Raw genomic sequence first — 25889 nt, forward strand, 5'->3', positions numbered from 1 at the left:
TGATCGGACCTAGCCGCCGTGCCTGCCTGGAAGCGCCTCAGCCGGTGGCCGCATCGGTCCGCAGGCGGATGCCCTGGCGGCTCTGCTCGCCCAGGCCGGGCGGCAGGGCCGAGGCCTGCAGCCCGACCCGGCGCGCCACGGTGGCCAGCCGGGCCTGCACCGCCGGCGCGTCGGCCAGCTGTGCGGCGTCACGCGCCACCACCCCACGGGCGGTGTCCAACAGACGGGGGCTCAGGGTGCGCTCGGCCTGGTCCAGCAGGGTCTCGACGGCGGTCTGCGGGTCGCCCGCGGCGCTGTGGCGCAGGGCCTGTTCGGTGATGGCCCCCAGTTCCTGCTGGGCCGCCTGCAGCAGCTCACCCCAGGCCGGCACGGCGGCGACGGTGGGGCTCAGCAGCTCGGCGGCGGTGCGTGAGCCCATGAAGCGCCGCCCCACTGCCCGGATCCAGTCTTCGGCCAAGGGCAGCGCGATGCCTTCGTGGGCGGCGGCGGCCAGCCCGGTGAGCAAGTTCCAGCCCCCTTCCAGGTCGAAGTCGGGGGCTTGGCGGGCCTCGGCCAGCGCGGTCAGCGCGGCCACCGCCTCCTCGGGCTGACGCTGCAGCAGGCGGTCCAGCGCCCGCGCCAGCAGCAGCTGACGGCGGCTGCGCTCGCTGTCGCCGCTCTCCGCGGCCTGCTGCAGGGCGGCCGCGCAGCGGGCCAGGGCCTTGCTGTCACGCTGGCGAAAGCGGGCCACGGCCAGCAGCACCAGGCTCTGGTCGTCAAAGGACTTGGAATTGGCGCCTTGGGCGCGCACATGCTCCAGCGCCCGCGCACCGGCCGCCCAGTCGCCCAGGTAGCAGGACAGCATGCCCAGGCGCTGCTGGCGGCGCAGGTCGCCCGGCGTCAGCTCGACGGCCCGGGCGAAGGCCGCCAGCGCCTCGGCCAACCGGCCCTGACCCAGGTGGGTGCGGCCCAGCAGGTCCTGGGCCTCGACGCAGCCAGGCTCACTGGCGATCAGTGCCTGCAGCTGCTGCATCGCCCCGCCGGCCTGATGGCGGGCCTGCAGGCAGCGCACCTTGTCCAGCCGGGCCCAGGCCGAGGGTTGCAGCGCCAGCACCTCGTCCAGCCAGGGCAAGGCGGCCTCGGCCCGGCCCTGGCGGATCAGCAGTTCGATGCCGACCCGGGTGGCGTAGCGCCAGAACAGCCCGCGCGCCTCGAACCGCTGCCGGCACAGCCCCACGGCCTCGTCGAGACGGCCCGCCTCGATCGCCAGGTAGACCTGCTCGAGCTCGACGCGGCGCTTGTGGGCCTGCATCACCCGCTCGCGCAGCACCTGGGTGGCAATCGGCTTGAGCAGGTAGGCGTCCAGCGCGGATTCCGCCGCCTCCACCACCTTGGCATACGAGCGCTCGTCGGTGACCATGATGAACAGCGTGGACCAGGGCAGGTGCCCGCCGCGCTGCAGTTCGTCGAGCAGGTCCTGCCCGCCATGGCGTCCGCCGGACTCCGGGAAGTCCATCTCGCACAGCACCAGGTCGTAGCAGCCCGTCTCCAGCCGGCGCCGGGCGTCGGCCAGCCGGGCGCACTGCACGACATTGGGCACGCCCAGGTCGCGCAGCTGGGCGGACAGCACGCTGCGGGAACTGGCGCCGGGATCGATGACCAGCGCGGTACAGCCACTCAGGGTCCAGACCATGGGACGGGCTTTCGGGCGGTTGCGGGGTGCCTCAGCCACCAAAGGCCGAGAGCATCTTCTCCAGGGTCGAGAGGAAGGGGGTTTCGAGCATCGGCAGCATGGCCATCATGCCCACCAGGCCCACGCCGATCGTGATCGGAAACCCCAGCGCGAAGATGTTGGATTGCGGCGCCACCCGGGCGATCACCCCCAGCACCAGGTTGACGAACAGCATCACCGCCATCATCGGCAGCGCGATCCACAGCCCCAGGCTGAAGATCTGCGCCCCCCAGGTGGCCGGCTGCACCGCGCGCAGAAAGGCGAAGGGCTCGGGCCCGACCGGGAAGGCCTGCAGGCTGGCCACCACCGCCTCGATGACGCGCAGGTGGCCGTTGGTGACGATGAACAGAAAGCCCACCAGCGTGGCGAAGAAGCGGCTGGCCGCGGTGGACTGGCTGGCCAGCACCGGGTCGAAGAAGCCTGCGAAGTTCATGCCCATCTGCAGGCCGATCAGTTCCCCGGCCAGTTCGACCGCGGCAAACACCAGCCGCACGGCAAAGCCCAGTGTGAGGCCGATCAGCAGTTGCTGGAGCACCAGCACGAAGGCCAGCGGCGAATCCAGCGGCACCGGAGCCACCGGCGGCGCCACGCCGGAGGCGCAGGCCGCGATCAGGAAGGACAGGCCGATGCGCACCCGCATGGGCACGCTGCGCTGGCCCAGCACCGGCAGGATCTGGAACAGCGCCAGCACCCGCAGGAAGGGCCACAGCACCGGCGTGACCCACGCCAGGATCTGGGCCTCGGAGAACGAGATCATCCGCCCGCGGCCATCGGAATGGACAGCAGCATGCTGCGCAGGTAGTCGACCAGCTGGCTGAGCATCCAGGGGCCGGCAATCGCCATCACGGCGACGGCGGCGAGCAGCTTGGGCACGAAGGTCAGCGTGGCCTCGTTGATTGAGGTCGCGGCCTGGAACACGCTGACCAGCACGCCGACGATCAGCACCACGATGAGCATCGGCGCGGAGACCTGCAGCAGCATCAAGAGGCCGCGCTGGCCGATGGTGAAGACCTGGGTCGCATCCATGGAGCAGTCCTTTCAGTTCACTGCGCGAAGCTGGCCGCCAGCGAGCCCAGCAGCAGGTTCCAGCCGTCGGCCAGCACGAACAGCATCAGCTTGAACGGCAGGGCCACCAGCACCGGCGAGAGCATCATCATCCCCAGGCTCATCAGCACGCTGGCGACGATCATGTCGATGACCAGGAAGGGGATGAAGATCAGGAAGCCGATCTGGAAGGCGGTCTTGAGCTCGCTGGTGACGAAGGCCGGCACGATGACCTTGAAGGGCATGTCCTCGCCCTTGACCTTGGGGTCCACCTTGGCCAGCTTGGCGAACAGTTCCATGTCGGACTGGCGGGTCTGCTTGAGCATGAAGGCGCGCATCGGCGCCTGGCCGCGCTGCAGCGCCTCGGTGAAGTCGATCTGGTTGGCCGAGTACGGCGCCCAGGCCTGCTCGTAGACCTTGTCCAGCGTCGGCGACATCACGAAGAAGGTCAGGAACAGCGACAGGCCGATCACCACCTGGTTGGGCGGCGCCGCCTGGGTGCCCATCGCCTGGCGCAGCAGCGACAGCACGATGACGATGCGGGTGAAGCCGGTCATCAGCAGCAGCACCGCCGGCAGGAAGGACAGCGCGGTGAAGAACAGCAGGGTCTGGATCGGCACCGAGTAGCTGGTGCCACCGCCGCCCTGCCCCACCATCAGCGGCAAGGTCGGGCCACTGGGGGCGGCCACCTGGGCCGCCGCCGGCAGGCTGAGCGCCAGCAGACCCAGGGCCGCCAGGCCCAGGCGCACGGCCCGGTGCGGCCGCACGGCACGCGGCTCAGTGCTGGCCATCCTGGCCTCCCTGCCCGCCCTCGCGCGGCTGGCGCCAGCGCTGGATCAGCTGCTGCACCGTCACCGCCTGCGGCTGGGCCAGCTCGCCGGTGGGCAGGCTCAGCGGGGTGTCCAGCGTGTGCAGCGGGGTGATGCGCTCACCGCTGACGCCCAGCACCAGCCACTTGGCGCCCGCGCCCTGGCCCAGTTCCACCACCACCACCTTCTGCGAGGGCGACAGCGACAGGCTGGAGACGGTGCGCATCAGGCCGGGTTGGCCGGTGCCGGCCAGGCCGCTGCGGCGCAGCAGCCACAGGGCCAGCGGGATCAGCGCCACCACCAGCAGGAAGGCCAGCAGCGGCAGCAGAGACGAGGTGATCGAAGTCATGGTGAAACCCGGTGGTGCGGCCCGCTCACAGACGGCTCAGGCGGCGCATGCGCTCGCTGGGGGTGACGATGTCGGTCAGGCGGATACCGAACTTGTCGTTCACCACCACCACCTCGCCCTGGGCGATCAGGAAGCCGTTGACCAGCACGTCCATCGGCTCGCCAGCCAGCGCGTCCAGCTCGACCACCGAGCCCTGGGCCAGCTGCAGGATGTTCTTGATCGGGATGCGGGTGCGGCCCAGCTCCACGGTCAGCTGGACGGGGATGTCCAGGATCATGTTGATGTCGTTGCCGGCCCCCGCCCCGCCCGTGGTGGGCGCGAAGTTGGTGAAGGCGGCCGGCGACACCTGCTCGGGCGCGGGGCTGACCTCGCTGGCCACCGGGCTGGCGGCCTTGGACTCGGCCAGGGCCGCCGCCCAGGCGTCGGCCATGTCGTCCTGGTCGCCGTCCTGCGGGGTGTTCGCTTCTTCAGCTGACATTGTGATCTCCCAGCCAGCCCAGGTTGGAGCCGGTCAGCAAACGTTCGATCTTGATGGCGTAATGCCCGTTGGAGGTGCCGTAGTGGCAGTCGAAGACGGGCACGCCGTCCACCTTGGCCTGGATCTGCGGCTCCAGGTCCAGCTCGATGAAGTCGCCCGGCTTGAGGGCCAGCAGCTGCTCCACCGTGGCCGGGGCCGTGCCCAGCTCGGCCACCAGGTCCACCTCGGCCGCCTGGATCTGCTGCTTGAGCAGCTTGACCCAGCGGTGGTCCACCTCGACGGAATCGCCCTGCATCGACGAATACAACACGTCGCGGATGGGCTCCAGCGTCGAGTAGGGAATGCAGAAGTGCACCGAGCCCGAGGTCTCGCCGATCTCCAGCGTGAAGCTGGTGGCCACGATGATCTCGCTGGGGGTGGCGATGTTGGCGAACTGGGGTTGCATCTCCGAGCGCTGGTAGTCCAGCTCCAGCGGGTAGATGCCGCGCCAGGCGCGCTTGTATTCCTCGGCGATGCAGGCCACCAGGCGTTCGATCACCCGCTGCTCGGTGGCCGAGAAGTCGCGGCCCTCGATGCGGGTGTGGAACTTGCCGGAGCCACCGAACAGCGCGTCGATCACGGCGAACACGATGCTCGGGTCGCAGACGATCAGGCCCGAGCCGCGCAGCGGCCGCACCTGCATCAGGTTGAAGTTGGTGGGCACCACGATCTCGCGCAGGAAGGCGCTGTACTTCTGCACCTTGATGCCGCCGATCGAGACCTCGGGGCTCTTGCGGATCATGTTGAACAGCCCGACGCGGATGTTGCGCGCGAAGCGTTCGTTGATGATCTCCATGGTCGGCATGCGACCACGGACGATGCGCTCCTGGCTCGCCAGGTCGTAGGGGCGCACGCCATCGACGGGCGCCTCCTCCTGCTCGAGCTTCTGGCTTTCGCCGGTGATGCCCTGCAGCAGCGCGTCGACTTCGTCTTGCGAAAGAATCTGCTGGTTCACGGGACGGACCTCGGTAATCCGGTGCGGGCTACTGGATGATGAAGCTGGAGAACTGCACCGCCTTGATCGGCGAGTCGTCGATCGAGTCGTAGCTGCGGCGGCGTTTCTTCTTGCCCGGCGTCGGGGCCTCCTCGACCTCGTCCGGGTCTTCCAGCTCGATGCCCAGCGGCAGAGCCGACTCACGCAGGATCTGCTGGGCCAGCTTTTCCTTGCCGCCCTCGGCCATCAGGTCCTCGGAGCTTTTGTGCCCCAGCAGCAGCAGGATGTTGTTGCGGATGGCCGGCAGATAGGCCTTGATCTCTTCGCTGGCCTTCTCGTCCTCGACCTGCAGGGTCACGCCGATCTGGGCGTAGCGGTCGCTGTCGCGGTCGGCCAGGTTGACGACGAAGGGGTCCAGCGGCACGAACACCGGCGGATGCTTGGGATCCTCCTTCTTGTGTTCACGCTTGGGCTTCTTCTCGACCTGGGCGGTCTCGTCGCCGCCGTCCTCGCCGTCAGCCGATTGCTTTTTCAGCAGCAGGAAGGCGGCCGCCCCCCCACCCAGCACCAGCAGCAGGACAAGCGCGAGCACGATGATGATCAGCTTCTTCTTGCCCTTGGGGGGCGGCGCATCGGCGGCGGGCGCTGCGGCGGACATGGCGGCTCCTTGTTCCCTTTTCTGGGGAGCCCCGCCCCGGACGAGGGACGGAATGCTCCTGACATGAAGGGATTATTGGGAGCGCCGGGGTGGCGCTAAGCCGGGAAAAGCGGGCCTTTTTGCCGCCTGGCCGCGGGGCGGGGCCCCGGGGCGGCAGGCCCGGTTCAGGCGTAGAAGTCGACCAGGCCGCGCTGGCGCACCACCGGCCGGGCCGCCCCGGCCGCGCTGTCATCGGCGCCCGCGACCCCGCCCAGGGCGGTGGTGCTGCGGCCGCGGCCGCTGCCGGCGGCCTGTCCGGAGGGCGAATCGAAGCCACGGCGGCCCTGGTCGGAAACGCTGCCGCCGGCCAGGCTCAGCCCCACGCCGTCGAGCTGGGAGGACAGCTGGGGCAGCGCCAGGTTCAGCGCCTCGCGCGTGCCGGGCACGGCGGAGTTCAGGTCCACCTGGGTCTGGCCATCGCGCACGGCGATGTGCACCTCGATCGGGCCCAGGTCCTGGGGATGCAGTTCCAGCGTGGCGTGCTCGATGCCGTCCTGCACCCAGGTGCTCAGCTGCACCCCCAGCGCCGCCGGGAATTCGGGGTGATCGGGCGCCATCGGCAACTGGGCGGTGGCGCTGGCGGGGGCCGGGGCATCCGGGCTGCCGGCCGCCGGGGCGGCGTTGGGTGCAGCCAGCGCGCCCAGGCTGGCCAGGCCGGGGTCGGCCGTGGCGGCCCCGGGGGCCGGGGTGCTGTCGTGGGTGGCGGCCAGCACGGCGCGCAGGCTGCCGTCGGCCCCGGTCGTGGCATCGCCGGCCTGCTGCAGCGCGGCGGCAAACGCCCCCGGCCCTGCCGCACGCGCCCCTGCGGCCGCGCCCGTCTCGGGGGCAGCGGCCTCGGCCGACCGGTGGCCTGCCGCCGCGGTGTGGCGGCCTTCGCCGCCGCCGGCACGGGCCGTCTGGCCCTGCAGGCCCTCCGGACCGGCGCGCCGGCCGCGCGCGGCGTCGGCGCCGCCACGGACCAGCGCCACGGTGGACGGGCTGGCGGCCTGCGCCGGGGTCTGAGCCTGGGCGGCGGCGGCCTCGGTGTCCTCGGTGGCCGTCTTCCGGGCCGTGGCGTCCTGGCTGGTCCCGGGGGCGGCGCTGGCTTCGGCCTCCTGGCTGGCCTTCTCGGCCTTGCGGGTGGCCGTGTGGCGGGCCTGCAGGCGGGTGTCGGTCTCTTGCCCGCCGGCGTTCTGGCCGGCGTGGCGGTTGCGCAGCATCTGCGCAAAGCTCTTGGCATGCGCGCTCAGGCCGTCCGTCTGGCCGTTGCCGGCCTGGGCCACGTGGCTGGCCGGGGTGCTGTGGCCGGTACGTGACTGTTGCCGCTGCGTGGCCGACTTGGTGGTGGCGAGGCGTTCCAGGGCGGAGGTGCTGGTTTCAGAGGTCAGGGCCATGGCGGGTGCTTTCGACGTCAGACGGGAGGGTTCATCAGATGGCAGCCAGGTCGCGGCGTGCCGCCCAGGCCTTGCGCTGGGCCGCCTCGTCGCTCTGCTTCTGCTCGCGGCGCTCGGCCGCCTGGCGCAGCAGGTGCTGACGGCGTTCGATCAGCCGCTGGACGGTGGCCAGCTTCAGCTCCCGCTGGCGCAGGCGCTCGCGGCCGGCCTGGCAGCGGGTCTCAGCCTGCTGGGCCACCCCCTGCTGGGCGTTGATGGCCTGGTCCAGGCGGCCGACGAAGCCGTGGTAGCAGCGCAGGATCTCGATCGGCGCGGCCTGCCGGAACTGGCCGGACCAGCGCTGCTGGTACTCCAGCCGGTAGTCCTGCAGGGTCTGCACCTGGCCCAGCGCGGCCTGGGCCTGGCGCTCCAGCTCGCGGCATTCCTGCAGGGCCTGGTCGCGGCGCTTGCGCTCACGCTCCAGCAAGGTGCCCAGGATGTGGATGCGGTCCATGGTGGCGTTCCTTCAGCAAAGGGGGTCAGCCGGCGGGGTTCAGCCGCTGCAGCGCACGGCGGCTGGCCTCCAGCGGGGCCTGTTCGTGCATGCCTTGCTGCAGCAGCGCCACCAGCTGCGGATGCACCTTGACGGCGGCGTCCAGCTCCGGGTCGCTGCCGGGCGCATAGGCGCCCAGCTGGATCAGGTCGCGGGCCTTGTTGAACTTGGCCAGCCACTGGCGGGCGCGGCGGGCGGCGTCCAGGTGCTCGCGCGGGGCCACCGAGGTCATCACGCGCGAGATCGACTTCTCGACGTCGATGGCCGGGAAGTGGCCGCTCTCGGCCAGCTCGCGGCTGAGCACGATGTGGCCGTCCAGGATGCCGCGGGCCGAGTCGGCGATCGGGTCCTGCGGGTCGTCGCCCTCGGTCAGCACGGTGTAGAAGGCGGTGATGGAGCCGACGCCGTTCAGGCCGTTGCCCGAGCGCTCGACCAGCTGCGGCAGCTTGGCGAAGCAGCTGGGCGGATAGCCCTTGGTGGCCGGCGGCTCGCCGATGGCCAGGGCGATCTCGCGCTGGGCCATCGCGTAGCGGGTCAGGCTGTCCATCAGCAGCAGCACATGCTGGCCCTTGTCGCGGAAATGCTCGGCGATGGCGGTGGCGTAGCTGGCGCCCTGCATGCGCACCAGCGGCGGCGCATCGGCCGGGGCGGCCACCACCACGGCGCGGGCCAGGCCCTCTTCGCCCAGGATGTCCTCGATGAATTCCTTCACTTCACGGCCGCGCTCGCCGATCAGGCCGACCACGATCACATCGGCCTCGGTGTAGCGGGCCATCATGCCCAGCAGCACCGACTTGCCCACGCCGGTGCCGGCGAACAGGCCCAGGCGCTGGCCGCGGCCCACGGTGAGCAGGCTGTTGATGGCGCGCACGCCGGTGTCCAGCGGCTGGCGCACCGGGTCGCGGTCCATCGCGTTGATCGGGCGGCGTCCCATCGGCTCGTTCTGCACGTTGCGCAGCGGGCCGGCGCGGTCCATCGGCTGGCCCTGGGCATCCACCACCCGGCCCAGCAGGCCGTCGCCCATCGGCAGGTGCAGGCCGCGGTCCTCGCTGCGGCGCCAGGGGTGGTTCTCCAGCCCGAACTGCGGCGGGATCTGCGGCACCGGCAGCGGCGCCACCCGGGCCCCGCTGGCCAGGCCCACCAGGTCGCCAGTGGGCATCAGGTAGGCGCGGTCGCCGTTGAAGCCGACCACCTCGGCCATCACCGGCGGCTCGCTGCCGGTGCCGCCCACGGCGCAGACGGCCCCCACCGGGGCGCGCACACCGGCGGCCTCCAGCACCAGGCCGGTGACGCGCACCAGCGTGCCCTGCATCTCCAGCGGCTGGGGCAGGCCGGCGTACAGCCGCATGTCCTGAAGGAAGCGGTCCCAGCGCTGGCTGCGCTCGACGGGTTGCTGGCCGGCCATCAGACGCTCCCTGCCTCGTGCGGTGTGGTCTCGGCCTCGTCCCAGGCCAGCGGCACGTCGAACACCGCGGCGGCATGCGCCCAGCGGGTCGCGATGCTGGCGTCCACCTGGCCCAGGTCGGATTCGACCCGGCAGCCGCCACGCGCGATCTCGGCATCGGGCACCAGCTGCACCTCGCGGGCCTTCAGATCATCCCCAGCGCCCTGGGCCACCAGCTCGGCATCGTCCGGATTCACCCGCAGCCGCAGGTGACGGGCCGACAGCACCACCGCAGCCGTGGCCTCGCGGGCCACCTGCACGATGCAGTCGGGCCGCTGTTTCAGTTCGCTGCGCACGACCTGGCGGGCCAGCGTCACGGCGGTCTCGACCAGCGTCTCGGCCAACCGGGTTTCCAACAGGCCCAGCTCGTCCTGGAACGCGGCCACCACCTGCGCCACCTGGGCGCTGACCTGCTGGGCGAACTGGCGCTTGGCGGCCTCCAGGGCTTCCAGCCCGTCGCGGTAGCCATCGCTCCAGCCCTGCTGGCGGGCGTCGTGGATGCGGGCCTCCCATTCCTCGGCACTGGGGCCGGTCTCGACCGGTGGCTCCTCGAAGGGCGGCACCTCCGGCTCGGCCGCCTGGGTCGCGGCGGACCAGGGCGCCGGGCGGGCCGGGCCACCAAAGGCGTCCGGCGTCCAGGCGGCGAAGTCCGACAGTTCCTCGCGCGGGATGAAGCGGGTGTAGGCGGAAGCCGGGCGCTGCACGCCCCCCTGGGGCGGTGGCACGGGACGCGGCGGCACCGGTTTAGACGAAGTCATCGCCGCCTCCGGAGGCAATCACGATCTGGCCTTCGTCCACCAGACGGCGCACCACCTTGAGAATTTCCTTCTGCTCGGATTCGACCTCGGCCACCCGCACCGGGCCGCGCGATTCGAGGTCCTCGCGCAGCGATTCGGCCGCGCGGCTGGACATGTTCTTGAAGATGCGCTCGCGCAGCTCCGGCGTGGCGCCCTTGAGGGCGATGATCAGCGAGTCGCCCTGCACTTCCTTGAGCACGGTCTGGATGGCCCGATCGTCCAGCTTGTTCACATCGTCGAAGGTGAACATGTTGTCCATGATCTTCTGGGCCAGGTCGCCATCGGCCTCGCGGATGTAGTCCAGCACCGAGGTCTCGACCGAGGAGCCGAGCATGTTGATGATCTCTGCGGCGGTCTTCACGCCGCCCAGCGTGGCCTTCTTCAGGCGGTCGCCGCCGGCCAGCACCTTGCTGAGCACCTCGTTGAGGTCCTTCAACGCGGCCGGCTGGATGCCGTCGAGCGTGGCGATGCGGATCAGCACTTCGTTGCGCTGCCGCTCGGTAAAGGACTTCAGGACTTGAGAAGCCTGGTCGAAATCCAGATGCACGAGGATGGCGGCAATGATCTGCGGGTGTTCGTTGCGCAGCAGTTCGGCCACCGAGGCGCCGTCCATCCACTTCAGGCTCTCGATGCCGCTGACATCGCTGCCCTGCAGGATGCGGTCGATCAGCAGGTTGGCCTTGTCCTCACCCAGGGCCTTGCGCAGCACCGATTTGACGTACTCGTCGGTGTCGTTGACCAGCATGTGCTGCTCGGAGGCGACGGTGGTGAAGCGGTCGAGCACCTGCTCCACGCGCTCGCGCGGGATGACCTTGAGCCGGGCGATGGTCTCGCCGAGCTTCTGCACTTCCTTGGGGCCCAGGTGCTTGAAGACGTTGGCCGCTTCTTCCTCGCCCAGGGACATCAGCAGGATGGCCGCGTCCTCGACGCTTTGGTCCTCGGTGCTTTCTTTTGCCATGGTCAGTCCCCGTCAGGCGGCCTCGCCGGTCACCCACTCGCGCATGATGTTGGCCACCGCTGCCGGGTTGTCGCGGGCCAGCTGACGCGCCGCCTCCAGCTTGCCGTTGACCGCGGTCGATTCCAGCAGCGGGATCCCGGCCGTCTCGTCCGGCAGAGCCTGCACGTCGTCCACCACCGCGTCGAGCTGGGCCAGCTTGGCCTCGTCCTCGCTGGGCGGCGGGGGCGGCGGCGCAAACACATCCTTCAGCGTGGGCCGGATGACCCCGAAGATCAGGGCCAGCGCCACCAGGGTCAGCGCTGCCGGCACCGCCGCGGTGTGCAGCAGGTCCTTCACCCAGGGCTGTTGCCACAGCGGCAGCTTGTCGTCCTGCGGCTCGGCCGGCGCCTGGAACGGGGCGTTGATGACGCGCACCGAGTCGCCACGGTTCTTGTCGTAGCCCACCGCCTCCTGCACCAGGGCGGTCAGCTTGTCGAGCTCGTCCTGGCTCAGCGGCTGGGTGCTGGTCTTGCCCTTGGCATCGGTGGCGGTGCGGTAGTTGATGACCACGGCCGCATTGAGCCGCTTGATCATGCCGGTGGCGTTGCGGGTCACCCGCACGGTCTTGTCGACCTCGTAGTTGGTGACCGATTCCTTCTTGCTGTTGCCGCCATTGGTGGCGGCATAGGCCGCCTGCAGCGGAGCGGAGGCGCCGTTGATGGGCGCCTGGGCCGGCACCGGCGGCTGGTTGGTGGCGGCGCCGGGCACGCCGGTGGGCACGGTGTTGCCCTGGTTGGTCGATTCGGAGTTCTGCTGGCTGCGCACCGCGGCCGGTTGATCGCCCTGGTTGGGGCGGAACTGCTCAGAGGTGGCTTCGCTCTGGGTGAAGTCGAGCTCGGCCGTCACGGCGGCCCGCAGGTTGTCGTGCCCGACCACCGGCTCCAGGATGTCCTGCACCCGCTTGAGGTAGCTGGACTCGACCTGGTGGACATAGCGCAGCTGCTGCTCGTCCAGGCTTTGCTGCGAGTTCTCGCCGGGGCCGGAGAGCAGGTTGCCGTGCTGATCCACCACGCTGACGGCTTTGGCGTCCAGGTCCGGCACGCTGGAGGACACCAGGTGCACGATGGCAGCAGCCTGGCCCCGGTCCAGGCTGCGCCCGGCGAGCATCGTCAGCATCACACTGGCGCTGGGTTTCTGTTGTTCACGGAAGAAGCCGTTCTGCTGCGGCAAGGCCAGGTGCACGCGGGCATCCTCGACACCATCGAGCTTCAGGATGGTGCGCACCAGCTCGCCTTCGAGGGCGCGCTGCATGTTGCTGCGTTCCTGGCGGTCGGTCTGGCCGAAGCGGGCGTTGTCCAGCAGCTCATTGCCCGCCACGCTGGCCTTGGGCAGGCCGGCGGCGGCCAGCTTCATCTTCAGGTCGTAGAGCTTGTCGGCCGGCACCATGATGGCGGCGCCGCCGTCGCTGTACTTGTAAGGCACGTTCATCTGCTGGAGCTGGGCCAGGATCGCTCCGGCTTCCTTGTCCGGCAGGTTGGCGTAGAGGATCTTCCAGTCGCCCTGCCCGGCCCAGATGGCCATGGCCACGACCGCGGCCAGCACCGCGGCCACCGCGGCGCCCAGCTTCATCTTGGCCGACGAGGGCATGGCAGCCAGCTTGCCCAGGAATTTCTGGGGCGGCTCGGCCGGCTCAAGCGGCTGCAGCGGCGCAGGGGAGGCAACAGCGGTGTCCATGGTGTGGCGACGGATCGACGAAGGTGGACCCACGGGGGGCAGTGCGTCGATTGTTGGACAGGCGCCGGGCCGGCCATGGCGGAAGAAACCGCCCAATCCCGAGGCAGTTCCGTTCTTCGCGCGGGCCGCGGGCCCCTACCATCTCGTCCATCGCTCCCGAAACCGTGGAGGATTTGCCATGGATCTGAAACTCAAGCCCTTCGACTTCAACCAGGCGGTGGCCAAGGCCGGCCTGGCGCCGGACGGCACCCCGCTGGCGCGCACCCGTGCGACCCAGAAGGGTGACTTTCAGACCGCCATGGCCAGCGCGCTGCAGCAGGTCAGCACCGCCCAGAACGAGAGCGCCCGCCTGCAGCGTGAGCTGCAGCTGGACAATCCCTCGGTGTCGCTGGAGGACACGATGGTGGCCATGCAAAAGGCCCAGGTCGGCTTCCAGGCCACGATCTCGGTGCGCAACCGCATGGTGCAGGCCTACACCGACATCATGAACATGCAGGTCTGAGGCTCTTGGCAGCCGTGGCGCCCGCCCCCTGGTCGATGTCCCCGCCCCTGCCCCTGTCGGTGTGCCTGATCGCGCGCGATGAGGAACGCCATCTGGGTCGCCTGATCGGGTCCGTGCGCGGCCTGGCCGCCGAAGTGGTGGTCGTGGACACCGGCAGCCGGGATGCGACCCAGGAGCTGGCCCGCAGCCTGGGCGCGCGGCTCCTGGAGACACCGTGGACCGATGACTTCTCGGCTGCGCGCAATGTCGCCATCGCGGCGGCCACGCAGCCCTGGATCCTGTCGATCGATGCCGACCAGGAACTGGCGGGCGGCAGCCGGCCCGCACTGCAGGCCGCCTTGTCCCGCCCGGTGCAGGCTCAGATCGTGATGATCGACCGCCTGGGACCGGACGGAGCGATCGTGAGCTCGCTGGCCAACCTGCGACTCTGGCGCAACGACCCGCGCATCCGCTTCCAGGGGCGCGTGCACGAGGACATCGCGCCCAGTCTGCTGGCCATGGGCTGCAGCGACTGGCCCGACAGCGGCCTGCGCATCTGTGACCACAGCTATGTCGACGCCGCGGAGCGCCAACGCAAACGGGAACGCAATCTGCGGCTGCTGCGCCAGGCCGTCCTGGAGCAGCCCGACGATCTCTACCTCGCCTACAAGCTGGCCCTCAGCCTGCCCCCGCAGGCGAGCCAGGAACGGGACGCCCAGTTGCTCACGACCCTGCAGCGGGCCCGCCGGCTGCCTGCGGCCCAGCAGCAGGAGCTGCCCTTCCTGCCCCGCCTGTTTGCCGAGGCGCTGAACAGCCTGACCGCGCAAGGGCGGCTCGCCGAGGCGGTCGACCACTGCCAGGGAATGACCGGGCACCTGGGCAGCAGTCTTGATTTCAGTGCCGGTCGCGCCCTGGCGCGGGCCGGCGATGCGCCCGCCGCGACCCATCTGCTGCGCCGCTTTCTGGACCGCCCGCGGGATGACATGGACCTGCTGCAGCACGACCCCGATGCGCAACCCACCCAAGCCTGGTACTGGCTGGGCTGGCTGGCCAGCCAACAGGGGCATGCCGAACAGGCGGAGGCAGCCTGGGCCCGGGGCCTGGAAGAGGCCTCGCCCCGGCAGACCGTCACCCTGGCGTGCGAACTGCTGCGCCTTCACCTGCGGGCCGGTCGCCTCGACACCGTGGCCGAGGGGCTCAACGACCTGGCCGCCACGGCCACGACCATTCCCCATGCGCTGGCGGCCTTGATGCTGCTGAGCGCGGAGTTGTCGCAGGCCACGGGGGACATCGACGGCGCGGCGCAGTTTGCCGACCTCGCCTGCCAGCAACAGGATGACCGGGCCGCCGCCTTGCGCTCGCGGATCGCCCGTGAGCGGGGGGAATCCGATCCCGCGCTGCTGTCCCGGTGCGCCCAGGCGCTGCGGGGCCGTCGCTACGACACGCTGGCCGAGCGGGTGCGCTTGACGCAGCACCGCGGCCTGCCCTGGCGCGACACGCTGCCAGCGGCCACGCGCGCCCTGCTGGCCCGAAGCTGACCGCCGCGCCCTATCAGTCGAGGCTGAGCATGCGCCGGCGCTTCTGCGTGGCGTCGATGTAGCGCTGCAGGGCCCGGCTGGCCGCGGAATCCAGCCCTTGGAGCTCACAGCCCAGCCGCACACCGCGCGCCTCGGGATGGATGGCCGTCACATGGGCAATGTGCAGCTGCGCCGTGAACTGGGTGTCGGCGTCCAGGGCCACGCGCACCCCCTTGATCACCAGGCCCGGCTCCACCGCGGGCACGTCGCTGGGCAGAAACAGCGCGCAGCCGCCGATGCTCACATCCAGCACCCGCAGGTCCAGACGCATGTCCGGCAGCTGGGGGTGACGGAAGGTGGCGGTGGGGGCGCTGCGCTCCAGCGTGCGCACCCGGTAGCTGGCGCGCCGCTGGAAACGGTAGAGCTCGCGCGGCAGGCTGGCTTGCAGCACGCAGGCGCGCGGACCATGCACCAGCACCCGGTCCATCACATCGAACTGGATCTTGATCTGGTCCAGGTAGGCCACGGCCATGGCCTCCTCGGCCTCGACCAGGCCCTGCACGGCGGGCGCCATCATGTCCACGCTGAAGGCCAGCTTGCCATGCTGCGTATCCAGGCTCCAGAGCGTGGAACCGTAGGCGCTGCCATCGGCCGCGCACAGGTTGATCAAGGTACCGCGCTCCATCAGCGATTTGAGCAGGGCACGGATCTCCACCGCGTCACCGATGCGGAAAGCCGAAAACGACGAAGCCCCCGGAGAATCCAGGGGCGCGGGCCGGGTGTCGGAGAACATCGTCAGTCCTGTCGGGCTCGAAGGGTGAGACAAGCGCCTCCGCTCAATGCACCGTCTTGCTGCGACCGTGCATCATGTTGTCCAGATCCTCCAGCCAGGGTTCCGCGAGGTAACGGATCTCGGCGTCGTTGAGGAGGATGCGCTGCATGATACGGGACTTGACCTGGTTTTCCTCCTTCTGGAGGGACTGGTCCTTGGCGACCTGCTTGAGCTGTGAAATCAGCACGGCGCAGGCGCCTTCGAGCTTGACCACCTCGTCCCAATTACCGTCGCGCGCCGCGGTCAGCATGTCGCTGCTGGCACGCTCAATGGCCTCGTAATAGCTCAGCAGGTTCTCGGGCATGATGGGCTCCTTTCTTCCCGAACGTCAGTTCAGGGAGTGGTTGACCTGAGGACCGATGGCTTGCCAGGCCTCGCGCAGCGGTTCCATCAGGTTTTCGCATTCGGCCACGATCCCAAGATCGTTGCGCACGTTGGCCAGCGTCAGACGCAGGGTGAGGTAGGCATAGAGATCGTGCAGATCCTGCGCCAGCCGGCCCCCTTCCTTCAGATTGAGCGCGGCCTTCAAACCCTCGTCGACGATGCGGGCGGCCTTGCTCAGGGCCCGGCTCTTCTGCTCGATCTGGGCATCGGCCATGTAGCCACGGGCCTGGCGCAGCGCTTCCATGTAGCCATCGAAGAGCATCTGGATGAGCTTGTGCGGCGTGGCATCGGCCAGCCCGGTCTCGACACCGACGGTGTGGTACGCACCGGCGAAGGCGGCGGCTTGACCCAGGGAGCGAGAGTAGGCGGGGCTGAACATGGTGCTGTCTCGGTTTCGTTTACGGCGTTGAGACAGTTATCGACGGCCCCCGGCCGTTCTTGAGGAACTTTCTTGCGGCGGTCCCGGGGCCGGTCGGGCGCGCCAAACGACACAGGGCGCCTCCCGGCGCCCCGCGTGTTCATCCCTGGATCGGACGCTTCAGGCCGATGTGTTCAAGGCGGACATCTGCTTGGTCACATAGGCACTCAGGGCGTTCATCGACGCCATCTGGGTGTCCAGCGCGGAAAACTGCGCGCGCAGACGGGTCTCGTAGGACGACAGGCGCTCGGTCAGCTCATCCTGCCGCTGCTGATTGCGCTTGATGGAGGCGTTGATCGCATCCTGGCGCAGCTGCAACGACCCCGCGGTGGGGTCCAGCACCGCATTGCCCAGGTCACGGAAGCGGTCCATGAACCCGGAGCTGGAGGAATCCGCGCCATCGGTGGCCAGGGCCTTGCCCACCTCGTCGGGCTTGGTCAGCGCCGTGTCCAATTTCGTGGCGTCGACGCTCAAGGTCCCGTCGCCGCCGACGCTGATGCCCATGTCCGACAGATGCTGCAGGCTGGCGGAGGCGGTGCTGGGCGCGTTGATGACGCTGCGCAGCCGGTTGAGCAAGCCCACCGTCGTGGCGTCCCCCTGCAGTGGCGAGCTCGTCCCCTGCGTGCCCTTGGCGGTGGGCGGCGTGTACTTGGTCTGGTCCTTGATGTAGCTGACCAGGGCGTTGAAGGCACTGACGAAGGAGTTGATCGACTTCTTCATGGTGTCGGTGTCGCTGGCCACGGTGACTGCCACCGGGCTGGCGCTGACCTTGCCGGCGGTGAAGCTCAGGCCATCCACCACGCTGTCGAACGTGTTGCTGGTGGAGCTCACCTGAATCCCGTTGATCGTGGCCTGGGCGTTGGTCGCCGCCTGGTTGAGCGACATCACCGACGCCGTGCCCGAAGGGGCATACGTCAACGCGGAGAGGCCCGTGCCGGCGTTGCCATCGTCCACGGTTTCGGCGGCGGTGATGCGAAAGCCGTTCTCGGCCCCCGTGGTCGTCGACCGCAGGGACAGCCGCGCCCCGCTGGCGTCGTTGACGATCGAGGCGGTGACCCCGGCATTGGCGCCATTGATCTTGTCCCGGATGGACGCCAAGCTGGTGTCGCCCGGCCCGATGGTGATGCTCACCGGCGAAGAGCCGCTCTTGCCGGTGAAAGTGCTGCCCGACCAGGAGCCCAGCTCCACGGTCAGCGTGCCCTCGCTGAGGGTCGCGCTTGACGCGCTGAAAGTCCCCGAGGTCACCGTCTGCGCGTTGGCCAGGGCCTGCACGGACACGCTGTAGCTGCCCGCGGCCGCGCTGATCCCGGCCGAGCCGCTGATCACCGTGGTGTCGGCCGAGGTGAAGGACTTGGTCTTCCACAGCGAGCTGCTGCTCAGTGAGGCCGCCGCATCCCGCATGGTCGAGGTCAGACTGGCCAGCTTGCCCATCGAGGACAGCTGGGTCTTCATCTGCGACTGTTCGGTCGCCAGCTGGTCGATCGGCTTTTGCTCGCCCGACATCAGCGCCGCGATGATCGATTCCGCCTGGAGCCCGGAGCCAACGCCCAGGGAAGAAATGGGAGCAGAAGAAGACATGGGGCGTTCCTAAGCTGGATGGGCAATGCGGCTCAGGGCGTCCTGAGACGCCGCTGAACCGCGGTCTTGCATCGTGCAGACAGAATCGGCCGCAAACGCGGCCGACTTGAGCGAAGTCTGCGCCGCACGCAGCGCTTTTTGCCTCAACCGCCCAGGAGCTTGAGCACCTGCTGCGGCAGCTGGTTGGCCTGCGCGACCATCGCCGTGCCGGCCTGCTGCAGGATCTGCGCGCGGCTCAGGTTGGCGGTTTCCTGGGCGTAGTCCGCGTCCATGATGCGACTGCGGGCGGCGGCCTGGTTTTCCACCGACTGCTGCAACTGCGAAATGATGGCGTCGAACCGGCTCTGGACGGCGCCGAAGGTGGCGCGGGTGTCGTTGACCAGGTTGATCGCGTTGTCAATGGAGTTGATGACGCTGCCGATCGCCGTGAAGTCGGCCGTGCCATCGATGACCACCGTCGAGACGGTGACGCTGGTCACCGTGGCGTTGGACGTCATGTTGCTGGTGGCCACGGTGATCACGTCGTCGGAGGTCGTGTTGGCCCCGATCTGGAAATTCAGCGTGGTGGCATCGGCCCCGAGGATGTGCTGACCATTGAAGGTCGTTCCGCCCAGCACCCGCGTGATTTCCGCCTGAAGTTGGGCGAATTCCTTGTTCAGCGAGTCCTTGTCGGAGCTGGAATTGGTCGCGTTGCGGGCCTGCACCGCCAGTTCACGCATGCGCTGCAGCGAATCGCCGACCTTGGACAGCGCCCCTTCCGCCGTTTGAGACAGCGAGATGCCGTCGTTGGCGTTGCGCACGGCCACGTTCATGCCGCGCACCTGGGCGTTCATCCGCTCGGCGATGGCCAGACCGGCAGCATCATCCTTGGCGGAATTGACCCGCAGGCCGGACGAGAGCCGCTGCATCGACACGCTCAGCGACGACTGCGATGCGTTCAGGTTGCGCTGAGCATTCAGCGACGCAAGGTTGGTGTTGATGGTCTGTGGCATGCGAGCACTCCTGAAGATTTCACCCATCCGGCGAACATGCCGGTCTTTCCGGGCTCGACGGACTTTTCCGTCGCAACCGCCAAGCCCGGCGCCAGGTCACCGTCGACCCCTGGCCTGCGCCAGGGAGGGTCTCGCCAGTGCCTCCGGACCGCGAACCTTCTGGTGAAGGGTCGTTGGGAGAAATTCTGAAAGGGAGTGCGGCCTGCCGAAGCCGCGAAATAAGGCCGATTCAACGGCCTGTTCCCGCCTGAACGTGAACAGGCCCCACCGGGAAACCGGTGGGGCCTGGCGCTCAGGTCGGCATCAACCCAGCAGCTTCAACACGCTTTGCGGCATTTGGTTGGCCTGGGCCACCATCGCCGTGCCGGCCTGTTGCAGGATCTGCGCGCGGCTCAGGTTGGAGGTTTCCTGGGCGTAGTCCGCGTCCATGATCCGGCTGCGGGCGGCGCTCTGGTTCTCCACCGAGGTCTGCAGGTTCGAGATCACCGCGTCGAACCGGCTCTGCGTCGCGCCGAACATCGCGCGCTGGTTGTTCACCGTGTTGATCGCCGAGTCCAGGTTGTTGATCACGGTGGCGATCGCGCTGGTCGTCGCGGTCGAGCCGATGCCCACGGTGTTGCCCGTCACGGTCGACACGGTGGTCTCGGCCTTCAGGTTGGTCGTCGAGACGGACAGGGTGTCTTCCGCGTTGGTGTTGGCGCCGATCTGGAAGGTCATGGCCCCCGCGTCCGAGCCCAGCATGTACTTGCCGTTGAACGAGGTCCCGCCCAGCACCCGGGTGATTTCCGACTGCAGCTGCGCGTATTCCTGGTTCAGCGAGTCGCGGTCCGCGCTGGTGTTGGTGCCGTTGGCGGCCTGCACCGCCAGTTCACGCATGCGCTGCAGCGAGTCACCGACCTTGGACAGCGCGCCTTCGGCCGTCTGGGCCAGGGAGATGCCGTCGTTGGCGTTGCGGATCGCCACGTTCATGCCACGCACCTGGGCGTTCATGCGTTCGGCGATCGCCAGACCGGCCGCATCGTCCTTGGCCGAGTTCACCCGCAGGCCCGAAGACAGGCGCTGCATGGCGGTCGACAGGGCCGATTGCGAGCCGCTGAGGTTGCGCTGAGCGTTCAGCGAGGCGATGTTGGTGTTGATGGTTTGAGGCATGTTGACACTCCTACAGGGTTACCAAAAGTCTCCGGTTCAAGCACCGACGCGATCTCTCGCTCAGCGCCGGGTGCTCCTCCGATCGGGCCTTGCCTGCTTGGGCGGACCTGACCTTTGGCCATCTCACCGGACCCCAGGATCTGTTTGTCAGCTCCTGTTGAATGGGTTATCGGAGATGCCAATCGCCAACTTGAGAGGAATTTTCGAAGGGCCTCACCCCGGCACCGCGCCACGGCGCGACTCACAGGGCGAGGGCGGTTTCGACCGGCGCCACGGCGCCGGTCTCAGCCTTCAGTGCCCCTTCATCGAAGCAGGGACAGGACGTTCTGCGGCAACTGATTGGCCTGGGCCACCATCGCCGTGCCGGCCTGTTGCAGGATCTGCGCGCGGCTCAGGTTGGAGGTTTCCTGGGCGTAGTCCGCGTCCATGATCCGGCTGCGGGCGGCGCTCTGGTTCTCCACCGAGGTCTGCAGGTTCGAGATCACCGCGTCGAACCGGCTCTGCGTCGCGCCGAACATCGCGCGCTGGTTGTTCACCGTGTTGATCGCCGAGTCCAGGTTGTTGATCACGGTGGCGATCGCGCTGGTCGTCGCGGTCGAGCCGATGCCCACGGTGTTGCCCGTCACGGTCGACACGGTGGTCTCGGCCTTCAGGTTGGTCGTCGAGACGGACAGGGTGTCTTCCGCGTTGGTGTTGGCGCCGATCTGGAAGGTCATGGCCCCCGCGTCCGAACCCAGCATGTACTTGCCGTTGAACGAGGTCCCGCCCAGCACCCGGGTGATTTCCGACTGCAGCTGCGAATATTCCTGGTTCAGCGAGTCGCGGTCCGCGCTGGTGTTGGTGCCGTTGGCGGCCTGCACCGCCAGTTCACGCATGCGCTGCAGCGAGTCACCGACCTTGGACAGCGCGCCTTCGGCCGTCTGAGCCAGGGAGATGCCGTCGTTGGCGTTGCGCACGGCCACGTTCATGCCACGCACCTGGGCGTTCATGCGTTCGGCGATCGCCAGACCGGCCGCGTCGTCCTTGGCCGAGTTCACCCGCAGACCCGAAGACAGGCGCTGCATGGCGGTCGACAGGGCCGATTGCGAGCCGCTGAGGTTGCGCTGAGCATTCAGCGAGGCGATGTTGGTGTTGATGGAGGTGGTCATGAAAGCTCTCCTGCTAAAGCGTTGGGCGAGCCGGGTGGGCTCCGAAGAGGCCCACCGCAGCGGCGATTGGGCCCGTGGACCCTATTTCGGAGCCCCCATCGAAGGACTTGAGGCCTTTTTAGGTCGCTTTTCAAGCGATCACCTTGCCGGCCCAACGCGTGCCGTTCCCAGGCAAACCGCCCCTCCCCCACCCACGGCGGGCCGTCCAGCCGCCCGATCGCTGTGCTTTTCAGCGGATTGACGGCCCGGGTGGCCCCTAAAGTTTTCGGCATGTCTTCCGACCAGACCGCCTCCGCCCCCCTGTGGCGGGTTGCCCTCGTGGTCATCGCACGCGATGAGGCGCCCCGTCTCGCGCGGCTGCTGCAGAGCGTTCGGCCCTGGGTGGACGACATGGTGGTGCTGGACACCGGGTCACGCGACGCCACAGTCGCCATCGCCCAGGACAGCGGCGCCCGGGTGGGGCACTTCCGCTGGTGCGATGACTTCTCCGCCGCCCGGAACGCGGCACTGGACCTGGCCGCCGCCGATTGGCATGTGATCGCCGATGCCGACGAATGGCTGGAAGCCGGCGGCCCGGCCCTGGCCCAACTGCGTCACACCCGGCCCGACTTCGTGGGGCGCCTGGAGATCCACAACCATCAGGGCGACCAGGAGGTTTCCAGCTGGCTGAGCCGCATCCTGCCCGGTCCGGTGCGCTACCAGGGCTTCATCCACGAGCAACCCCGGCACGCCTTGCCAGTGCGCACCTGGCCCGTGACCCTGGGACATGACGGCTACCAGGCCAACGCGCTGCGCGCCAAGGACGGCCGCAACGCACGCCTGCTGAGCGCCGCGCTGGCACGCGCACCGGCCGACGCCTACCTCTGGTACCAGCTTGGCAAGGACCACGATGTCTACCAGCGCTACGGGCCGGCCGTCCAGGCCTTCGACCAGGCGGAGCGCCTCCTGGGTGCCACCGCCGCCCCCGGCTGGCTGCACGATCTGGTGGTTCGGCGCCTGCATGCCCTCAAGCGCTGCAAGCGCCACGCCGAGGCCATTCAGCAGGCTGAGCGCCAGCTGCCGCAGTGGTCCCACTCGCCCGACTACCTGTTCGCCATCGGCGACCTGCTGCTGGACTGGGCCGCCGACGCGCCCGATCTGGCCCCTCAGCTGCTGCCGATGATGGAAGAGGCCTGGCAAGGCTGCCTTCGCCTGGGAGAGCACCCCGAACTGGAAGGCGCCGTGCATGGCCGGGGCAGCCATCTGGCCGCCACCAACCTGGCGCTGCTCTATGACGTGATGGCGCGCCCCGACGACGCCACACGCTACCGCGCCCTGGCGCGCGACCTGGCAATGCCACAAGATGCCCCCGAAGCAGGCCGCTTTTCCTGCAGCGGGCCGGAAAGGCGCCCCCTAGAGTGATCGGCATGAAAAAGCGCCATCACCAGCCATCCCACGCGACCGACCACTGGCAGGCCGGGGTCGAGGCTCTTCAGGCCAAGCAATGGTTGAAGGCCGCGGAGGCATTCGAGCGTGGCGTCCATGCCTCGCCCGAGAACGCCCTCATGTGGCTGTATCAGGCGCGCGCCCTGTATTCCGCCCAACGCTTCGACGATGCCATCGTCGCCGCGCGCGAGGCCTACCGGCTGTTGCCCGACAACGTGCTGGCCATGCGCCTGCTGGCCGATCTGCTGCAGCAACAGCACCGCGGCGAGGAGGCCGTGGCGGTCTTCAAGGCCTATGCGCCCGAAGGCCCCCGCGATGCCGACTGGTACGCCGACTACGGCGTGGCGCTGCACAACACGGGTCAGTACCGAGACGCGATCACCGCTTACTTTCAGTCGCTGGCCTTGAAGCTGGATGCGCCGCTGACGCACTACCGCCTGGGCCTGAGCTTTCGCGAGCTGAACATGTCCTACGAATCCACCGAGTGCTTCCGCACGGCGGTGTCGCTGGACAACCCCGATGTGCGGACCGTGGCCCTGTCGCTGCTGGTGCATGAAGGGCGCCAGAGCTGCAACTGGGCCCACACCGAGCAGGACACCCAGGATCTTCTGGCGGCGGTGGATCTGGCCAATGAAAACACGGGCCAGCTGCTCTCACCCTTCTCCCTGCTGGCGGTGGAAGCCAGCGCCGCGCAGCTGCGCCGCATGGGCGAGGTGCGCTCGCGCAGCCTGACCCGGGGCATCACCCCTTTTCCCGCCCCGGGGCCACGCCGCCCCGGCCGGGTGCGGATCGGCTACCTCTCGAGCGACTTCCACAACCACGCCACCGCCATCCTGATGACCGAGCTGCTGGAGCGGCGCAACACCGAGCAGTTCGAGGTCACGCTGTATTCACACAGCCGTGACGACGGCACCCCGATGATGCACCGGATCCGGGCCGCGGCCGATCACTTCGTCGATGTGAGCCACCTGACCAATCTTCAGGCGGCCCGACGGATGCGCGAGGACGGCATCGACATCGCGGTGGACCTGAAGGGGCACACGGCCAACAGCCGCTTCGAGCTTCTGGCCTATCGGCCGGCGCCCGTGTCGGCGGCCTACCTGGGCTATCCGGAGACCACGGGGGCCAACTTCATCGACTACATCATCGGTGATCAGGTGGTCACCCCCCTGGCGCAGGCCGCGCACTACACCGAACACATCGCCCAACTGCCGTACTGCTACCAGCCCAACGACCGGCAGCGCTACCTGCCGCCCTGCCCCAGCCGCGCGGAACTGGGTCTGCCCGAAGACGCGGTGGTGCTGTGCTGCTTCAACCAGAACTACAAGTACACGCCGCACATGCTGGATCTGTGGGCGGCCATCCTGGCCAAGGCCCCCAAGGCGGTGCTCTGGATGCTGGCCTGGAACCCGATCGCGCAGAGCAATCTGCAGCGTGAGCTGACGGCCCGGGGCGTGCCGCCGGAGCGGGTGTTCTGGGCGCCCAAGCTGCTGGTCAACGCGCACATCGCCCGTTTGCGCGCCGCCGACCTGTTCCTGGACACCTGGCCCTGCAACGCGCACACCACCGCCAGCGACGCGCTGTGGGCCGCCGTGCCGGTGCTGACGGTGCCGGGGGAACGCTTTGCCTCGCGGGTGGCGGCCAGCCTGCTGTGCGCCTGCGGCCTGCCGGACCTGGCCTGCGCCGACGAAGCCACCTATGTGGAAATGGGCGCCTCGCTGGCCAACACCCCGGAGCTGCTCGCATTTCTGAAGCAGGAGCTGGAAAGCCACCGCATGACCCTGCCGCTGTTCGACACCGATCGGTACACGCGCGACTATGAGGCCCTGCTGATGCGCATGTTCGAACGCAGCCAGGCCGGACTGCCGCCCGCCGCCCTTGCGGCCGAGCTGGCTTCTCACTGAGCGGAGCGCCCATGTCGGCCCCCCACGCCACCCGCCCCATCCACACCGGTGGCGCCCTGCTGTGCATGGGGACGCGCCCGGAGATCATCAAGATGATGCCCGTGGCTCAGGCCATGCGGCAGGCCGGGCTCCCCCATGCCGTCTTGCACACCGGTCAGCACCAGGACATGGCCTGGCCCCTGTACGACTTCTTCGGCATCCAGCCCGACCATCGTCTGGCGCTGGAACGGCGGGATTCGGAGCTGGCCACGCTGGCCGCACAGCTGCTGGGGTCGATCACCGCGCTGATCCGCACCGTGCGACCCGACGTCGTCCTGGTGCATGGCGACACCCTGAGCGCCTTCTGCGCCGCCCAGGCCGCGTTCTACCAGCAGATCCCGGTGGCCCATGTCGAGGCGGGACTGCGCACGTACCAGAAGTACGACCCCTTCCCGGAAGAGAAGAACCGCGAGCTGATCGCCCGGCTCGCGGACACCCACTTCGCCCCTACCGAGGCGGCGCGCCAGAACCTGCTCCGGGAGGGCCTGCCGGCGCAGGACGTCCTGGTCACGGGCAACACCATCGTGGATGCCACACACATGGCCTTGGCGCTGATCCGCAAGACCGCCGATCCCTTGGCCAGCCCCTTGCCCGGTGGTGGCACGCGGCCGCTCGTGCTGGTCACCGCGCACCGGCGGGAGAACTGGGAGCGGGGCATCCGGTCCATCGCCCAGGCCCTGGTGCAGTTGAGCAGCCGCCATGCCGTGGACTTTCTCTGGCCGGTCCACCCGAACCCCGTCGTGCGCGATCAGGTCCGCTCGGTCATCGAGGCCGCCCCCCTTTCTGCGCGCCAGCGAATTCACCTGGTGGACCCGATGGATTACCCGGCCCTGATTGATGCGCTGGCCAGAAGCCTGCTGGTGATGACCGACTCCGGCGGCATCCAGGAAGAGGCGGTATCGCTGGGCAAGCCGCTGCTGGTGCTGCGCGACACCACGGAGCGCCCGGAAGTGATTTCCTCTGGCTGCGGCTGGCTCACCGGCACGGCCACCGAAGCCATCGTGGCGAGGTTCGAAGAACTGATCGCCCGCGCCGACCGCCTGCCCGCCGCCGCCCTTGCCGACCGGACCAATCCTTTTGGAGACGGCCAGGCCGGGGCGCGCATTGCCCGCGAGATCGCGCGCAAGCACCTGAGCTGACACCG

26 protein-coding genes are annotated in these 25889 nt (G+C 69.0%); 5 read left to right on the forward strand and 21 right to left on the reverse strand.

The annotated features are described in order from the left end of the window. Positions 1–37 precede the first annotated feature (37 nt). The 14 genes from KGA65_RS15755 to fliF form a co-directional block, all read right to left on the reverse strand. Positions 38–1672 carry a response regulator gene (locus KGA65_RS15755; protein WP_225864056.1) on the reverse strand — a complete coding sequence of 545 codons (1635 nt, stop codon included), beginning with the start codon at positions 1670–1672 and terminating at the stop codon, positions 38–40. A gap of 31 nt (positions 1673–1703) precedes the next feature. Continuing rightward, positions 1704–2468 carry a flagellar biosynthetic protein FliR gene (fliR, locus tag KGA65_RS15760; RefSeq protein WP_225864057.1) on the reverse strand — a complete coding sequence of 255 codons (765 nt, stop codon included), beginning with the start codon at positions 2466–2468 and terminating at the stop codon, positions 1704–1706. Then, positions 2465–2737: a flagellar biosynthesis protein FliQ gene (gene fliQ / locus KGA65_RS15765; RefSeq protein ID WP_225864058.1), complete on the reverse strand. Its 273-nt coding sequence runs from the start codon at positions 2735–2737 to the stop codon at positions 2465–2467. Before fliQ ends, fliR begins: the two co-directional genes overlap by 4 nt. A 17-nt stretch (positions 2738–2754) precedes the next feature. Next, positions 2755–3546, reverse strand: coding sequence for a flagellar type III secretion system pore protein FliP (gene fliP, locus KGA65_RS15770; RefSeq protein WP_225864059.1), 792 nt, complete (start codon positions 3544–3546; stop codon positions 2755–2757). Next, the gene (locus tag KGA65_RS15775; protein ID WP_225864060.1) at positions 3533–3913 is read right to left on the reverse strand and encodes a FliO/MopB family protein; all 381 of its coding nucleotides are present in this window, start codon (positions 3911–3913) and stop codon (positions 3533–3535) included. Before KGA65_RS15775 ends, fliP begins: the two co-directional genes overlap by 14 nt. Before the next feature lie 25 nt (positions 3914–3938). Next, on the reverse strand, positions 3939–4391 hold the full coding sequence (gene fliN / locus KGA65_RS15780; RefSeq protein WP_225864061.1) for a flagellar motor switch protein FliN: 453 nt from the start codon (positions 4389–4391) through the stop codon (positions 3939–3941). After that, complete coding sequence (fliM, locus tag KGA65_RS15785) at positions 4381–5385, reverse strand: flagellar motor switch protein FliM (RefSeq protein WP_225864062.1); 1005 nt, start codon at positions 5383–5385, stop codon at positions 4381–4383. Before fliM ends, fliN begins: the two co-directional genes overlap by 11 nt. Before the next feature lie 28 nt (positions 5386–5413). After that, on the reverse strand, positions 5414–6022 hold the full coding sequence (locus KGA65_RS15790; protein WP_225864063.1) for a flagellar basal body-associated FliL family protein: 609 nt from the start codon (positions 6020–6022) through the stop codon (positions 5414–5416). A 164-nt stretch (positions 6023–6186) separates the two neighbouring features. Beyond that, positions 6187–7434: a flagellar hook-length control protein FliK gene (locus tag KGA65_RS21095; protein WP_310740976.1), complete on the reverse strand. Its 1248-nt coding sequence runs from the start codon at positions 7432–7434 to the stop codon at positions 6187–6189. Between the two features lie 34 nt (positions 7435–7468). Beyond that, positions 7469–7927, reverse strand: coding sequence for a flagellar export protein FliJ (gene fliJ / locus KGA65_RS15800; RefSeq protein ID WP_225864064.1), 459 nt, complete (start codon positions 7925–7927; stop codon positions 7469–7471). A 25-nt stretch (positions 7928–7952) separates the two neighbouring features. Next, a complete protein-coding gene (gene fliI, locus KGA65_RS15805; protein ID WP_310740977.1) occupies positions 7953–9371 on the reverse strand; it encodes a flagellar protein export ATPase FliI in 1419 nt (472 codons plus the stop codon). After that, positions 9371–10168 carry a FliH/SctL family protein gene (locus KGA65_RS15810; protein ID WP_225864065.1) on the reverse strand — a complete coding sequence of 266 codons (798 nt, stop codon included), beginning with the start codon at positions 10166–10168 and terminating at the stop codon, positions 9371–9373. The genes fliI and KGA65_RS15810 overlap by 1 nt, the downstream gene beginning before the upstream one ends. Then, complete coding sequence (fliG, locus tag KGA65_RS15815) at positions 10155–11165, reverse strand: flagellar motor switch protein FliG (RefSeq protein ID WP_225864066.1); 1011 nt, start codon at positions 11163–11165, stop codon at positions 10155–10157. Before fliG ends, KGA65_RS15810 begins: the two co-directional genes overlap by 14 nt. Positions 11166–11177: 12 nt before the next feature. Then, positions 11178–12878, reverse strand: coding sequence for a flagellar basal-body MS-ring/collar protein FliF (fliF, locus tag KGA65_RS15820; RefSeq protein WP_225864067.1), 1701 nt, complete (start codon positions 12876–12878; stop codon positions 11178–11180). Between the two features lie 178 nt (positions 12879–13056). Here fliF and fliE point away from each other — a divergent pair, with 178 nt between their 5' ends. Both fliE and KGA65_RS15830 read left to right on the forward strand, forming a co-directional pair. Beyond that, positions 13057–13380, forward strand: a complete 324-nt coding sequence (gene fliE / locus KGA65_RS15825; RefSeq protein WP_225864068.1) for a flagellar hook-basal body complex protein FliE — start codon at positions 13057–13059, stop codon at positions 13378–13380. A 35-nt stretch (positions 13381–13415) separates the two neighbouring features. Continuing rightward, positions 13416–14897, forward strand: a complete 1482-nt coding sequence (locus KGA65_RS15830) for a glycosyltransferase family 2 protein (protein ID WP_225864069.1) — start codon at positions 13416–13418, stop codon at positions 14895–14897. 13 nt (positions 14898–14910) lie between these two features. Here KGA65_RS15830 and KGA65_RS15835 read toward each other — a convergent pair whose 3' ends face one another. From KGA65_RS15835 to KGA65_RS15865, 7 genes are all read right to left on the reverse strand, one after another. Then, entirely contained in the window at positions 14911–15669 is a 759-nt protein-coding gene (locus KGA65_RS15835) for a flagellar brake protein (RefSeq protein ID WP_225864070.1), read from the reverse strand. 43 nt (positions 15670–15712) lie between these two features. Next, complete coding sequence (locus KGA65_RS15840) at positions 15713–16012, reverse strand: flagellar protein FliT (protein WP_225864071.1); 300 nt, start codon at positions 16010–16012, stop codon at positions 15713–15715. A gap of 24 nt (positions 16013–16036) precedes the next feature. Beyond that, complete coding sequence (fliS, locus tag KGA65_RS15845) at positions 16037–16471, reverse strand: flagellar export chaperone FliS (RefSeq protein WP_225864072.1); 435 nt, start codon at positions 16469–16471, stop codon at positions 16037–16039. A gap of 159 nt (positions 16472–16630) precedes the next feature. After that, positions 16631–18088, reverse strand: a complete 1458-nt coding sequence (gene fliD, locus KGA65_RS15850) for a flagellar filament capping protein FliD (protein ID WP_225864073.1) — start codon at positions 18086–18088, stop codon at positions 16631–16633. A 143-nt stretch (positions 18089–18231) separates the two neighbouring features. Continuing rightward, positions 18232–19080, reverse strand: coding sequence for a flagellin domain-containing protein (locus KGA65_RS15855; RefSeq protein WP_225864074.1), 849 nt, complete (start codon positions 19078–19080; stop codon positions 18232–18234). Between the two features lie 303 nt (positions 19081–19383). Further along, on the reverse strand, positions 19384–20229 hold the full coding sequence (locus tag KGA65_RS15860) for a flagellin domain-containing protein (RefSeq protein ID WP_225864075.1): 846 nt from the start codon (positions 20227–20229) through the stop codon (positions 19384–19386). Positions 20230–20531: 302 nt separating this feature from the next. Next, a complete protein-coding gene (locus tag KGA65_RS15865) occupies positions 20532–21377 on the reverse strand; it encodes a flagellin domain-containing protein (protein WP_225864076.1) in 846 nt (281 codons plus the stop codon). Between the two features lie 270 nt (positions 21378–21647). Between KGA65_RS15865 and KGA65_RS15870 the strand changes: the two genes are divergently transcribed. The 3 genes from KGA65_RS15870 to wecB are packed head-to-tail and all read left to right on the forward strand — an operon-like array spanning position 21648 to position 25884. Beyond that, on the forward strand, positions 21648–22778 hold the full coding sequence (locus KGA65_RS15870; protein ID WP_225864077.1) for a glycosyltransferase: 1131 nt from the start codon (positions 21648–21650) through the stop codon (positions 22776–22778). 5 nt (positions 22779–22783) lie between these two features. Beyond that, positions 22784–24706, forward strand: coding sequence for an O-linked N-acetylglucosamine transferase, SPINDLY family protein (locus tag KGA65_RS15875; protein ID WP_225864078.1), 1923 nt, complete (start codon positions 22784–22786; stop codon positions 24704–24706). Between the two features lie 11 nt (positions 24707–24717). Further along, the gene (wecB, locus tag KGA65_RS15880) at positions 24718–25884 is read left to right on the forward strand and encodes a non-hydrolyzing UDP-N-acetylglucosamine 2-epimerase (RefSeq protein WP_225864079.1); all 1167 of its coding nucleotides are present in this window, start codon (positions 24718–24720) and stop codon (positions 25882–25884) included. Positions 25885–25889: the final 5 nt, after the last annotated feature.

The sequence above is a fragment of the Ideonella benzenivorans genome, from assembly GCF_020387415.1.
GTDB classification, from domain to species: domain Bacteria; phylum Pseudomonadota; class Gammaproteobacteria; order Burkholderiales; family Burkholderiaceae_C; genus Ideonella; species Ideonella benzenivorans.

Bases quoted from the DNA above. Each gene is read 5' to 3' on its own strand.
- KGA65_RS15755 (WP_225864056.1), bottom strand. From the start codon at position 1,672: ATGGTCTGGACCCTGAGTGGCTGTACCGCGCTGGTCATCGATCCCGGC.
- fliR (WP_225864057.1), bottom strand. From the start codon at position 2,468: ATGATCTCGTTCTCCGAGGCCCAGATCCTGGCGTGGGTCACGCCGGTG.
- fliQ (WP_225864058.1), bottom strand. From the start codon at position 2,737: ATGGATGCGACCCAGGTCTTCACCATCGGCCAGCGCGGCCTCTTGATG.
- fliP (WP_225864059.1), bottom strand. From the start codon at position 3,546: ATGGCCAGCACTGAGCCGCGTGCCGTGCGGCCGCACCGGGCCGTGCGC.
- KGA65_RS15775 (WP_225864060.1), bottom strand. From the start codon at position 3,913: ATGACTTCGATCACCTCGTCTCTGCTGCCGCTGCTGGCCTTCCTGCTG.
- fliN (WP_225864061.1), bottom strand. From the start codon at position 4,391: ATGTCAGCTGAAGAAGCGAACACCCCGCAGGACGGCGACCAGGACGAC.
- KGA65_RS15790 (WP_225864063.1), bottom strand. From the start codon at position 6,022: ATGTCCGCCGCAGCGCCCGCCGCCGATGCGCCGCCCCCCAAGGGCAAG.
- KGA65_RS21095 (WP_310740976.1), bottom strand. From the start codon at position 7,434: ATGGCCCTGACCTCTGAAACCAGCACCTCCGCCCTGGAACGCCTCGCC.
- fliJ (WP_225864064.1), bottom strand. From the start codon at position 7,927: ATGGACCGCATCCACATCCTGGGCACCTTGCTGGAGCGTGAGCGCAAG.
- fliI (WP_310740977.1), bottom strand. From the start codon at position 9,371: ATGGCCGGCCAGCAACCCGTCGAGCGCAGCCAGCGCTGGGACCGCTTC.
- KGA65_RS15810 (WP_225864065.1), bottom strand. From the start codon at position 10,168: ATGACTTCGTCTAAACCGGTGCCGCCGCGTCCCGTGCCACCGCCCCAG.
- fliG (WP_225864066.1), bottom strand. From the start codon at position 11,165: ATGGCAAAAGAAAGCACCGAGGACCAAAGCGTCGAGGACGCGGCCATC.
- fliF (WP_225864067.1), bottom strand. From the start codon at position 12,878: ATGGACACCGCTGTTGCCTCCCCTGCGCCGCTGCAGCCGCTTGAGCCG.
- fliE (WP_225864068.1), top strand. From the start codon at position 13,057: ATGGATCTGAAACTCAAGCCCTTCGACTTCAACCAGGCGGTGGCCAAG.
- KGA65_RS15830 (WP_225864069.1), top strand. From the start codon at position 13,416: ATGTCCCCGCCCCTGCCCCTGTCGGTGTGCCTGATCGCGCGCGATGAG.
- KGA65_RS15835 (WP_225864070.1), bottom strand. From the start codon at position 15,669: ATGTTCTCCGACACCCGGCCCGCGCCCCTGGATTCTCCGGGGGCTTCG.
- KGA65_RS15840 (WP_225864071.1), bottom strand. From the start codon at position 16,012: ATGCCCGAGAACCTGCTGAGCTATTACGAGGCCATTGAGCGTGCCAGC.
- fliS (WP_225864072.1), bottom strand. From the start codon at position 16,471: ATGTTCAGCCCCGCCTACTCTCGCTCCCTGGGTCAAGCCGCCGCCTTC.
- fliD (WP_225864073.1), bottom strand. From the start codon at position 18,088: ATGTCTTCTTCTGCTCCCATTTCTTCCCTGGGCGTTGGCTCCGGGCTC.
- KGA65_RS15855 (WP_225864074.1), bottom strand. From the start codon at position 19,080: ATGCCACAGACCATCAACACCAACCTTGCGTCGCTGAATGCTCAGCGC.
- KGA65_RS15860 (WP_225864075.1), bottom strand. From the start codon at position 20,229: ATGCCTCAAACCATCAACACCAACATCGCCTCGCTGAACGCTCAGCGC.
- KGA65_RS15865 (WP_225864076.1), bottom strand. From the start codon at position 21,377: ATGACCACCTCCATCAACACCAACATCGCCTCGCTGAATGCTCAGCGC.
- KGA65_RS15870 (WP_225864077.1), top strand. From the start codon at position 21,648: ATGTCTTCCGACCAGACCGCCTCCGCCCCCCTGTGGCGGGTTGCCCTC.
- KGA65_RS15875 (WP_225864078.1), top strand. From the start codon at position 22,784: ATGAAAAAGCGCCATCACCAGCCATCCCACGCGACCGACCACTGGCAG.
- wecB (WP_225864079.1), top strand. From the start codon at position 24,718: ATGTCGGCCCCCCACGCCACCCGCCCCATCCACACCGGTGGCGCCCTG.